This is a genomic window from Phenylobacterium sp. (assembly GCF_041916435.1).
Classification (GTDB): domain Bacteria; phylum Pseudomonadota; class Alphaproteobacteria; order Caulobacterales; family Caulobacteraceae; genus Phenylobacterium.
The window spans coordinates 604,551-614,541 of record NZ_JAYRZM010000003.1 but is presented as its reverse complement, the minus strand read 5'-3'; the positions used below and the strand labels follow the sequence as shown (position 1 = coordinate 614,541).

Here is a 9,991-nt window from a genome sequence, read left to right as displayed (position 1 = left end):
CGGCCGCGTCGGCCGCCGGAGCCGCCGCCGCATCGCCCGCGGGCGCCGCAGCGCCATCGGCCGGCGCCGCGGCCGCGTCGGCGGCGGGCGCGGGATTCGGCGCCGGGAAGGGCAGGGTGCCGCCCTGCTGGTGCAGGTAGGCCAGAAGGTTGATCCGGTCTTCCTTCTTCTTCAGGCCGATGAAGGTCATCTTCGTGCCGGAGATGTACTTCTGCGGGCCTTCCAGGAAGTTGTTCATGTGCTCGAAGTCCCACACGGGCTGCTTCGCGCCGAAATCCTTCATGCCTTGCGAATAGTCGAAGCCGGGGTGGCTGCCGGGCTGGCGGCCTTCCACGCCCCACAGGTTCGGGCCCGTGGAGTTCGGACCGCCCTGGTCGGCGTTGTGGCAGGACTTGCACTTGTTGAACACCGCCGCGCCCGCGTTCACGTCGGCCGCCGGCAGGACCGTGCCCCAGTCGATCGGCGCTTCGACCTTGGGTCCGCTCTCGCCGCCTTCCTGCACCGCGATGGCGTAACCCGGCTTGGCCGGCGCTTCGGTGGCGAAAATCCCGGAGGAAAGTTGACGAAGGCCGACGATGGCCAGGCCCGTCGCCAGCAGCGCGCCGGCGACCTTGTTGAACGTGAGGTCGCTCATAGTCCTAAATTCGGCCCTCTCCACGGCCGGCCGCACAGACCGGCGAGCGCGGGAATCCCCGCCCCTTATTGCGCCCGGCTCTCTTACACGCTACCGGCGCTCGCGCAACCGGCCAGTTGGCCTCTGCGAAGCTTCGTCTCACCCCGAACCGCCCCGTTCCGCAAGTCAAAAAAGCCCTCGACCGACCCATGACGCCGATCATCCTCATCCCTGCGCGCATGGCCGCCACGCGCCTGCCGGGAAAGCCGCTGGCCGATATCGAGGGCGTGCCCATGATCGTCCGTGTCCTGCGCCAGGCCGAGGCGGCCGGCGTCGGGCCCGTCGCCGTGGCCGCCGGCGATTCGCAGATCGTCGAGGCGGTTCAGGCCTTCGGCGGCCGCGCCGTGCTCACCGATCCGGACCTGCCCTCGGGCTCGGACCGCATCCTGGCGGCCCTGGAGGTGCTGGACCCCGAGGGTCGCCACGACGTGGTGGTCAACTTGCAGGGCGACATGCCCTTCGTCGCCCCCTCGATCCTGCGCGCCGCCGTGGATCTGCTGGCCGCCCACCCCGATTGCGACATCGCCACCGTGGTCGAGGCCGAGGCGTCGCCCGCCGTCCGCACCAACCCCGACATGGTCAAGGCCGTGCTGGCCATGCAGCCGGACGGCAGGAGCGGGCGGGCGCTCTACTTCACCCGTTCGGTGCTCTATGGCGATGCGCCGGTCTGGCACCACCACGGCGTCTACGCCTATCGCCGCGACGCCCTGGTGCGCTTCACCGCCGCTCCGCCGTCTTCCCTGGAGATGCGCGAGAAACTGGAGCAGCTCCGCGCCTTGGAGATGGGCATGACCATCTGGGCTGCGGTCATCGACGAGCCGCCGATCTCGGTGGACAACCCCGCCGACCTCGAGCGCGCGCGGGCCTATGCGAGGGGATTGAAATGAGCAAAGGGCGGATCGCCTTCCAGGGCGAACTCGGCGCCAACAGCCACGAGGCGTGCCTGGCCGCCTTCCCCGATATGGAGCCCGTGCCCAACGCCACCTTCGAGGAGGCGTTCGAGGCCATCAAGTCCGGCGACTGCCGGCTCGGCATGATCCCGGTGGAGAACTCCATCGCCGGGCGGGTGGCCGACGTGCACCACCTCTTGCCCAACTCCGGCCTGAAGATCATCGGCGAGCGCTTCAAGCCGATCCACTTCCAGCTCATGGCCAATCCCGGGGTGAAGTTGGAGGACCTTCAGGTCGTCCAGTCGATGCCGATCGCGCTGGCCCAGTGCCGCAGGACGGTGCGCCGGCTGAAGCTGAAGACCGAGGCGGTGGGCGACACCGCGCTCGCCGCCAAGCTCCTCGCCGAAAAGCCGGACCCGCGCCGCGCGGCCATCTCGCCGGCCCTCGCCGCCGAGCTCTACGGCCTGGAGATCCTGGCGCGCGACATCGAGGACGAGCACCACAACACCACCCGCTTCCTGATCATGACGGCGGACCCCAATCCGCCGGCGCCGCCGTTCACCGCCCCCTGCATCACCAGCTTCGTCTTCCGCGTGCGCAACATCCCGGCCGCGCTCTACAAGGCGCTCGGCGGCTTCGCCACCAACGGCGTCAACATGACCAAGCTGGAGAGCTACATGGAGAACGGCGCCTTCACGGCGACCTTCTTCTACGCCGAGGTCGACGGCCGCCCGGAAGACCGGGGCCTGGCCCGCGCCTTCGAGGAGCTGCAGTTCTTCTCCGAGCGCTTCGAGATCCTCGGCGTCTATCCGGCCGACCCGTTCCGCGAGCGGGGCTGACGGGCGCCCGCGGGCGGGCGTAGGCTCGGACGCCAGCCGTCCGGAAGAGCGCCATGCCCAGGATCGACCTCTCCGCCGTCCCGGCCCGGAAGGGCTCGGGCTATCCGCCGCCCTACGACGCCCCCTGCGCCGATCGCGTGCGCCAGCGCGTCGGAAACGCCGGCGGCCTGACCGACTTCGGCGTCAATCTCATGCGCCTGCCCCCCGGCGCCTGGTCCAGCCAGCGCCACTGGCACAGCCACGAGGACGAATTCGTCTATGTGCTCGAAGGCGAGCTGGTCCTGATCGAGGACGCCGGCGAAACGCTCCTGCGCGCCGGCGACTGCGCGGCCTTCCCCAAGAACACCGGCGACGGCCACCACCTGATCAACCGCTCCGGCCGCCTTGCGGTCTACCTGGAGGTCGGCGCCCGCCACCCGGACGACCTGACCACCTGCTCCGACATCGACCTGAAAAGCGCCAACGCCGACGGCCGCTTCGTCCGCAAGGACGGGACGGCGGTTTGAAGGGGAGGGGAGCGGAGGTTCTGAAGGTCTGAGTTGGCTGGATCGCGGATACAGCGGTGAGTTCCGGTTCCAGGCTTGGCGCCCGCGCCATCCCCTCCACCGTCATCCTAGGCCTTGTGCCTAGGATCCCTCCCTCGGCCTCTCAGACCTCTCCGGTCCGCGCACAGCCCGGCCGCCCCAGGGATCCCCGCCACAAGGGCGGGGAAGGCGCAGGAGGTGAGGCGTGGCCGAGCCCAGATGCTCCCCCTCTGGGGGAGCTGGCCCGGAGGGCCTGAGGGGGACTTCGACTCCCTCGCAGACCCCAAAATCCTTGACTCCAGCCTCGACTTATGTTCTCTTTTTGTTCATGTCGAGCGCCGCCGAGGACAGGAAACAGGCCCGAGGCCGGATGCTCGAGGAACTCGCCGATCTCGGCATGGACCTGACCCGCCGCCTGCACGGCCTGGCGGTGGAGGCCGAGACCCCGGAAGCGGCCGAGCGCCTGGCGCTCTCGTTCCATCGCCTCTCCCGATCCGTGCGCCAGACCCTGGCCCTGGAGGCCCGCTTCGAGCGCGACGCCCTGCGCGCCGAGCGCTGGGAAGCCGACGTGCGCCGGGAACAGGTGCGGGCCCGCAAGGCCTATGTCGGCGATGTCGCCTCACGCCTGATCTGGACCGAGGCCGAGCGCGACGACGTCGGAACCCTCCTGGTCACCCTTAAGCGCTGGATCGACGAAGAAGCCTTCTTCGAGGACGCCTTCCTCGATCCCCCCGTCGAAGACATCCTCCGCCAGCTCCTCCAGGACCTCGGCCTCGCCGCCAACGATCTCGAGGACGAGCCCTGCGAGGCGCAAGCCCCAGCGCCGGCCCCCTCCACCGCTTCGCGGTCCCCCTCCCCCGATGGGGGAGGAGAATTCACGCCGCAGGCCGCCTCGATCTCCTCCCCCGCGTCAGTGGGGGAGGGGGACCGCGAAGCGGTGGAGGGGGCGCAGCCGCCCTATCGCAACTCGGCCTGACCTCCCCGCTCATCCCACCCCCCGGGTCCGACCAGGGGGCGGCCCGAGGATAAACTAAAGCTGGGAGCCAAGCCGACTCGCAGCTCGCTGAGCCGATAGACCCGCGCGACCCCTCACCCGACCCCGCTCCGCGGGGCCACCCTCTCCCGCAAGGGGAGAGGGATGATGTGCCGCGCCCGGATGCTCCCCCTCTGGGGGAGCTGGCCCCGGAGGGCCTGAGGGGGACTTTGACTCACCCCGGCAGACTCCCAGTCCCCCTCCACCCCTTCGGGGTCCCCCTCCCCCAAAAGGGGAGGAGAAGAAGGCTGAGCCCCGCCTTCAACGCTCCCGCCGTCCGCGGGGCGAAGACGCGCGGGGAAACGCCCTCAGTCCGCCTCTTCCGCCCACGCCTTGATCAGCTGGTGGGCGATGGCCATCGCGCCCGGGGCGCCGGCGCCCTCGGTCTTGCCGGCCAGCAGCTCGCGGGCCTCGGCGCGCGTGAACCAGCGCACCTCGGCCAGCTCGGTCTGGTCGGGGGCGGCCTCGTCGCCGTCCACCTCGGCCATCAGGCCGATCATCAGCGAGGAAGGGTAGGGCCAGGGCTGGGTGGAATGGTAGCGCACCGAGGTCGCCCTCAGCCCGGCCTCCTCGAAGAGCTCGCGCGCGCAGGCCTCCTCGATGGTCTCGCCCGGCTCCAGGAAGCCGGCCAGGGCCGAGAACATTCCCTTGGGCCAGACGGCGCCGCGGCCCAGCATGCAGCGTTCGCCGTGGATCGCCAGCATGATCACCACCGGGTCGGTGCGCGGGAAGTGCTCGGCGTTGCAGGCCGGGCAGACGCGCTTCCAGCCGCCCTCGGCCACCTCGCTGGGCTCGCCGCAGGCCGCGCAGTGGCGGTGGCGGCGGCGCCACTCGAACATCTGCTTGGCCGTGGCCATGATCGCCGCGTCGGCCGGCGGCAGGCGCAGGGCCGAGGCTCTCAGGTCCTCGAAGCGGCCCAGGCCCGACAACGGCCCGTCGGCCGGATCGACGCCGCCCTCCAGGTCCACCGCGAACACCGCGGTCTCCTTCCACAGGCCCAGGAACAGCAGCCGCTCCCAGGCGTTGTCGGCCAGCTCCTGGGCCATGTCGGCGCGCAGATAGGCGATCTGCAGCCCGCCGTCCTTGCCGTTCTCCAGGAACGGCTTGCCGTTCCAGAGAGCAACGGCCAGCGAATCGGGCGCGTCGAGCTTTTCGGCCAGCCAGGCCGGGTCGGATCGGCGGTCGCTGGCGCGGTCCAGCGGGTTGCCGGCGAAGGTGTTCTGAAAGGCGGCGAGAGGCATGAGCGTCTTCTAAACTCGCTTAAGCTTGCGCGCGAGCCTCATGGCCGCGATATAGGGGGCGGAGATCGGCGGCGGGCGGACGCCTCGCCAACCCGGTCAGGTCCGGAAGGAAGCAGCCGTAACGAGTTTTGCTCCGGGTCGTCGTCCGGTCTCCACCCTTAGCCCACCGCACAGCCGTTTCGGGGCGCATGGCCGACGAAGACCTCACGCTCGAACCCGAGACGCCCGAGCGTGATCCCAACACCGAGGACATGTTCGGCGCTCCGCCGGCGCCCGCCGCGCCTCCGGCGCAGGAGGGCGCGGCCTACACCGTCATCGCCCGCAAGTACCGGCCCCGCTCGTTCGAGGACCTGTACGGCCAGGAGGCGATGGTGCGCACCCTGCGCAACGCCTTCGCCTCGGGCCGGATCGCCCACGCCTTCATGCTCACCGGCGTCCGCGGGGTGGGCAAGACGACGACCGCGCGCCTGCTGGCGCGGGCGCTGAACTACGAGACCGACACCGTCCACGAGCCCAGCCTGGACCTGCGCGAGGAGGGGCGGCACTGCCGCGCCATCATCGAGGGCCGGCACATGGACGTGCTGGAGCTGGACGCCGCCAGCCGCACCGGCGTGGCCGACATGCGCGAGCTGCTGGACGGGGTGCGCTACGCGCCGGTGGAGGCGCGCTACAAGGTCTACATCATCGACGAGGTGCACATGCTCTCGACGGGGGCGTTCAACGCGCTCCTGAAGACGCTGGAAGAGCCGCCGCCCCACGCCAAGTTCATCTTCGCCACCACCGAGATCCGCAAGGTGCCGGTGACCATCCTGTCCCGCTGCCAGCGCTTCGACCTGCGCCGGGTGGAGCCGGAGGTGATCGTCAAGAACCTGGAGATGATCGCCGAGCGCGAGGGCGCGCGGGTGGAGGCCGAGGGGCTGATGCTGATCGCCCGCGCCGCCGAGGGCTCGGTGCGCGACGCCCAGTCCATGCTCGACCAGGCCATCGTCCAGGCCGAGGCGGGCCAGACGGTCACCGCCGCCTCGATCCGCGACATGCTGGGCCTGGCCGACCGGGCCCAGACCATCGCCCTGTTCGAGCAGCTCATGCGCGGCGAGGCCGGGTCGGCCATCGAGACCTTCCGCACCCTCTACGGCTTCGGCGCCGATCCGGGCCAGGTGATGCTGGACCTCCTGGACCATTGCCACAGCGCCTCGGTGGCCCGCGCCGTCGGCGCCCAGGCGCTGACCATGCCCAAGGACCAGGCCGGCCGCCTCGCCGCCGTCGGGGCCTCGGTCTCGCCGGGCTCGCTGTCGCGCATCTGGCAGCTTCTGCTCAAGGCCTACGACGAGGTGCGCCGCGCGCCCGACGCGGCCGCCGCCGTGGACATGGTGCTGATCCGCCTGGCCTACGCCGCCGACCTGCCCGGGCCGGAAGAGGCCTTGAAGCGCCTGCAGTCCGGCGAGCCCATGGGCGGCGGCTCCGGCCCCGCTGCGGGCGGATCGGCCGGCGGCGCGCCGGCGGGCGGCGGGGCGGCGGCCATGGCCCGCGCCGTGGCGCCCCAGCCCCAGGCGGCCGCCCAGCCGCAGATCACGCTCTCCAAGTTCGAGGACGTGCTGGCCCTCATCGAGCAGAAGCGCGACATCGCCCTGCGCCTGGACGTGGAGCGCTACGTGCGCCCGATCAGCTTCCGGGTGGGCGCCATCGAGTTCGAGCCGGCGCCCGGCGCGCCGCACAACCTGATCCAGCGGCTGGCCTCGCGCCTGCGCGAATGGACCGGCCAGGCCTGGCTGATCGCCGCCCAGGGCGGCGGCGGCGCCGAGAGCCTGTGGGAGCGCCAGAAGCGCGAGGAGCGCGAGGCCCTGGCCCAGATCCAGGCCGATCCCTTCGTGACCGCGGTGATGCAGGCCTTTCCCGGCGCCGAGATCGTCGGCGTGCGCACCCTGCCGCAGCCCGACGCCCCGGCCCTGGACGAGGTCGAAACTGACAATGACGAGGACTGACCGCCGATGAAGGATCTCGGCTCCATCATGAAACAGGCCCAGGCCATGCAGCAGAAGCTGGCCGACGCCCAGGCGAAGATCGCCGAGCTCACCGTGGAGGGCACCTCCGGCGGCGGGATGGTCAAGGTCGTCCTGCAGGGGACCGGCGCGCTCGCCTCCGTGGAGCTCGACGAGAGCCTGCTCGCGCCCGGCGAGGGCGAGGTGATCTCCGACCTCGTGGTCGCCGCCCACGCCGACGCCAAGCGCAAGCTGGACGAGAAGCAGGCCGAGCTGATGCGCGAGGCCGCCGGCCCGCTCGCCGGCATGAAGCTGCCGGGGATGCCGTTCTAACTTGGCCTCTTCCGCCGGACCCGAGATCGAGCGCCTGATCGGCCTCCTGGCCAAGCTGCCCGGGCTCGGCCCGCGCTCGGCCCGCCGCGCCGCCCTGGCCCTGCTGAAGAAGCGCGAGCAGCTTCTGAACCCGCTCGCCGAGGCGCTCGCCGACGCGGCGGCCAAGGTGAAGACCTGTTCGGTGTGCGGCGCGCTCGACACCCAGGACCCATGCGCGGTCTGCGCCGATCCGACCCGCGACTCCACGCTGATCTGCGTGGTCGAGGAGGTGGGCGCGCTCTGGGCCATGGAGCGGGCCGGCGCCTTCCGCGGGCGCTACCACGTGCTCGGCGGCCTGCTCTCGGCGCTGGACGGGGTGGGGCCGGAGGCGCTGCGCATCGGCTCCCTGGTCCAGCGGGCCTCCGACGGGGTGGTGCGCGAGGCGATCCTGGCCCTGCCGGCCACCGTCGACGGCCAGACCACGGCCCACTACCTGGCCGACCGGCTGGCGCCCACCGGCGTGGCGGTCACCATGCTGGCCCGCGGCGTGCCGGTGGGCGGGGAGCTCGACTGGCTCGACGACGGCACCATCGCCCAGGCCATGCGGGCGCGGCGGCCGGCCTAGGCCGCGGCGGCGACTCCCGCTAAGAACGCACCATGAACGCCTATCTGATCGCCGTGATCGCCGCCGCGCTGGCCGCCTTGGCGGCCGTCGCCTGGGCGCTGATGGAGCGCCGCCGCGCGGCCGACGCGGACGCCAGGGCCTGGGAGGTCGCCGAGCGCGCCTCCGGCGCCGAGGCCCGCGTGCGCCTGCTGGAGGAACAGGCGCTCGCCAACGCCGAGCTTGTGAAGGCCCAGGTGGCTCAGTCGGCGACCAGCGTCGCCGAGGCGATCCTGAAGCAGAACGAGGAGGCCGCCCGCAACCGCGACCAGCTCGCCCAGGCGCGCCTGGAGGCGCAGCTCAAGCCGGTGGCCGAGACGCTGCTGAAGTTCCAGGAACAGGTCGCCGCCGTCGAGAAGACCCGCGCCGAGGACACCGGCAACCTGAAGGCCCAGATCGCCCAGCTCCTGACCGCCTCCACCGCCACCCAGGACGAGGCGCGCAAGCTGTCGGCCGCCCTGCGCCGCGGGGCCGGCGTGCAGGGCCGCTGGGGCGAGCAGACCCTGCGCAACGTGCTGGAGGCCGCGGGCCTGGCCAAGCACTACGACTTCGTCGAGCAGGCCTCCACCGACACCGACGAGGGCCGCCGCCGGCCCGACGTGGTCGTGCGCCTGCCGGGCGGGGCGGTGTTCGTCATCGACGCCAAGTGCTCGCTGAACGCCTTCCTGGAGGCGCAGGACGCGGCCGACGAGCCCGCGCGCGAAGCCGCCTACGCGCGCCACGCCCAGTCGGTGCGCGCCCACATCCAGGGCCTGTCAGCCAAGGCCTACTGGGACCAGTTCGACGCCTCGCCCGACTTCGTGGCCATGTTCATTCCCGGCGACAGCTTCCTGGCCGCCGCGCTGGATCGCGCGCCCGACCTGATGACCGAGGCCATGGACCGGCGGGTGCTGGTGGTCACGCCCACCACGCTCTTCGCCCTGTGCAAGGCGGTGGTCTACGGCTGGCGGGTGGAGGAGCAGTCGAAGAACGCCCAGGAGATCACCCGTCTGGGCCGCGAGCTCTACAAGCGCCTGTCGACCATGGGCGCCCACGCCGCCTCGGTGGGCAAGGCGCTGGAGGCGGCGGTCGGCCGCTACAACGCCTTCGTCGGCTCGCTGGAGAGCCAGGTGATGACCCAGGCCCGCCGGTTCCAGGACCTGAAGGTCGACCACGAGGCCCGCGAACTGCCGGAGCTGGGCGCCGTGGAAACGGGCGTTCGGCCGCTCAGCAAGCTCGCCGCGCCGCCGGAAGGCGCCGATGGGCCCAAGATCCGCGTCGTGGGCGACGACTAGCGCCCAAGACCCACCTTGACGCTCAGGATTGACGCCCTTACGTCCCGCTCATGGCCATTCGTGAAATCCTCACCGTTCCGGACCCGGTGCTGAAGCAGAAGTCCCTGCCCGTCGAGCAGGTGGACGACGAGCTGCGCGCCCTGATGGACGACATGCTGGAGACCATGTACGAGGCGCCCGGCATCGGCCTGGCGGCGATCCAGATCGGCGTCGCCAAGCGCGTGATCGTCATGGACCTGGCGCGCCAGGACGAGGAGCCGCAGCCCCGCTACTTCGTCAATCCGGAGATCCTCTGGAGGTCGGACGAGACCGCCCCCTACGAGGAGGGCTGCCTGTCGGTGCCGGAGATCTACGACGAGGTCGAGCGTCCGGCGCGCGTGCGCCTGCGCTACCTGAACTACGAAGGCGAGCTGGTCGAAGAGGACGCCGACGGCCTCTACGCCGTGTGCATCCAGCACGAGATGGACCACCTCGAGGGCGTCCTGTTCATCGACCACCTGTCGCGGCTGAAGCGCGAGCAGGCGGTCCGGAAGGTCAAGAAGCAAGCCAAGGCGGCCTGAGGCGT

The 9,991-nt window shown here is 71.4% G+C and carries 11 protein-coding genes and 1 other RNA gene; 10 read left to right on the top strand and 2 right to left on the bottom strand.

Translation table 11 applies throughout. The annotated features are described in order from the left end of the window. Positions 1 to 634, bottom strand: a 634-nt coding sequence (locus ACE3TA_RS11435) for a cytochrome c family protein (protein WP_374573663.1), incomplete at its 3' end; no start/stop codon positions are given. 188 nt (positions 635 to 822) lie between these two features. Here ACE3TA_RS11435 and ACE3TA_RS11430 point away from each other — a divergent pair. The 4 genes from ACE3TA_RS11430 to ACE3TA_RS11415 all read left to right on the top strand — a co-directional run bounded on the left by ACE3TA_RS11430 (position 823) and on the right by ACE3TA_RS11415 (position 3,902). Then, positions 823 to 1,560 carry a 3-deoxy-manno-octulosonate cytidylyltransferase gene (locus tag ACE3TA_RS11430; RefSeq protein WP_374573661.1) on the top strand — a complete coding sequence of 246 codons (738 nt, stop codon included), beginning with the start codon at positions 823 to 825 and terminating at the stop codon, positions 1,558 to 1,560. After that, complete coding sequence (locus tag ACE3TA_RS11425; RefSeq protein ID WP_374573659.1) at positions 1,557 to 2,402, top strand: prephenate dehydratase; 846 nt, start codon at positions 1,557 to 1,559, stop codon at positions 2,400 to 2,402. Before ACE3TA_RS11430 ends, ACE3TA_RS11425 begins: the two co-directional genes overlap by 4 nt. 53 nt (positions 2,403 to 2,455) lie before the next feature. Continuing rightward, positions 2,456 to 2,908, top strand: a complete 453-nt coding sequence (locus ACE3TA_RS11420; RefSeq protein WP_374573657.1) for a cupin domain-containing protein — start codon at positions 2,456 to 2,458, stop codon at positions 2,906 to 2,908. Between the two features lie 388 nt (positions 2,909 to 3,296). Then, the gene (locus ACE3TA_RS11415; RefSeq protein WP_374573656.1) at positions 3,297 to 3,902 is read left to right on the top strand and encodes a hypothetical protein; all 606 of its coding nucleotides are present in this window, start codon (positions 3,297 to 3,299) and stop codon (positions 3,900 to 3,902) included. A gap of 365 nt (positions 3,903 to 4,267) precedes the next feature. On the opposite strand, the gene nudC is transcribed toward ACE3TA_RS11415, so the two are convergent. Continuing rightward, complete coding sequence (gene nudC, locus ACE3TA_RS11410) at positions 4,268 to 5,200, bottom strand: NAD(+) diphosphatase (protein WP_374573654.1); 933 nt, start codon at positions 5,198 to 5,200, stop codon at positions 4,268 to 4,270. A 59-nt stretch (positions 5,201 to 5,259) separates the two neighbouring features. Between nudC and ffs the strand changes: the two genes are divergently transcribed. The 6 genes from ffs (at position 5,260) to def (ending at position 9,986) form a co-directional block, all read left to right on the top strand. Then, positions 5,260 to 5,358: signal recognition particle sRNA small type (gene ffs, locus ACE3TA_RS11405), an RNA gene on the top strand. A gap of 30 nt (positions 5,359 to 5,388) precedes the next feature. After that, on the top strand, positions 5,389 to 7,182 hold the full coding sequence (locus ACE3TA_RS11400; protein WP_374573652.1) for a DNA polymerase III subunit gamma/tau: 1,794 nt from the start codon (positions 5,389 to 5,391) through the stop codon (positions 7,180 to 7,182). A 6-nt stretch (positions 7,183 to 7,188) separates the two neighbouring features. Then, positions 7,189 to 7,512, top strand: a complete 324-nt coding sequence (locus ACE3TA_RS11395; protein WP_374573651.1) for a YbaB/EbfC family nucleoid-associated protein — start codon at positions 7,189 to 7,191, stop codon at positions 7,510 to 7,512. Position 7,513: 1 nt separating this feature from the next. After that, on the top strand, positions 7,514 to 8,116 hold the full coding sequence (recR, locus tag ACE3TA_RS11390) for a recombination mediator RecR (RefSeq protein ID WP_374573649.1): 603 nt from the start codon (positions 7,514 to 7,516) through the stop codon (positions 8,114 to 8,116). Between the two features lie 32 nt (positions 8,117 to 8,148). Beyond that, positions 8,149 to 9,426, top strand: coding sequence for a DNA recombination protein RmuC (locus ACE3TA_RS11385; protein ID WP_374573647.1), 1,278 nt, complete (start codon positions 8,149 to 8,151; stop codon positions 9,424 to 9,426). A gap of 50 nt (positions 9,427 to 9,476) precedes the next feature. Next, the gene (gene def / locus ACE3TA_RS11380) at positions 9,477 to 9,986 is read left to right on the top strand and encodes a peptide deformylase (RefSeq protein WP_374573645.1); all 510 of its coding nucleotides are present in this window, start codon (positions 9,477 to 9,479) and stop codon (positions 9,984 to 9,986) included. Positions 9,987 to 9,991 lie beyond the last annotated feature (5 nt).

Excerpts from the sequence above, each read along its gene's own strand:
- ACE3TA_RS11420 (WP_374573657.1), top strand. The coding sequence starts at position 2,456 with ATGCCCAGGATCGACCTCTCCGCCGTCCCGGCCCGGAAGGGCTCGGGC.
- def (WP_374573645.1), top strand. The coding sequence starts at position 9,477 with ATGGCCATTCGTGAAATCCTCACCGTTCCGGACCCGGTGCTGAAGCAG.
- ACE3TA_RS11400 (WP_374573652.1), top strand. The coding sequence starts at position 5,389 with ATGGCCGACGAAGACCTCACGCTCGAACCCGAGACGCCCGAGCGTGAT.
- ACE3TA_RS11430 (WP_374573661.1), top strand. The coding sequence starts at position 823 with ATGACGCCGATCATCCTCATCCCTGCGCGCATGGCCGCCACGCGCCTG.
- ACE3TA_RS11415 (WP_374573656.1), top strand. The coding sequence starts at position 3,297 with ATGCTCGAGGAACTCGCCGATCTCGGCATGGACCTGACCCGCCGCCTG.
- ACE3TA_RS11395 (WP_374573651.1), top strand. The coding sequence starts at position 7,189 with ATGAAGGATCTCGGCTCCATCATGAAACAGGCCCAGGCCATGCAGCAG.
- ACE3TA_RS11385 (WP_374573647.1), top strand. The coding sequence starts at position 8,149 with ATGAACGCCTATCTGATCGCCGTGATCGCCGCCGCGCTGGCCGCCTTG.
- nudC (WP_374573654.1), bottom strand. The coding sequence starts at position 5,200 with ATGCCTCTCGCCGCCTTTCAGAACACCTTCGCCGGCAACCCGCTGGAC.
- ACE3TA_RS11425 (WP_374573659.1), top strand. The coding sequence starts at position 1,557 with ATGAGCAAAGGGCGGATCGCCTTCCAGGGCGAACTCGGCGCCAACAGC.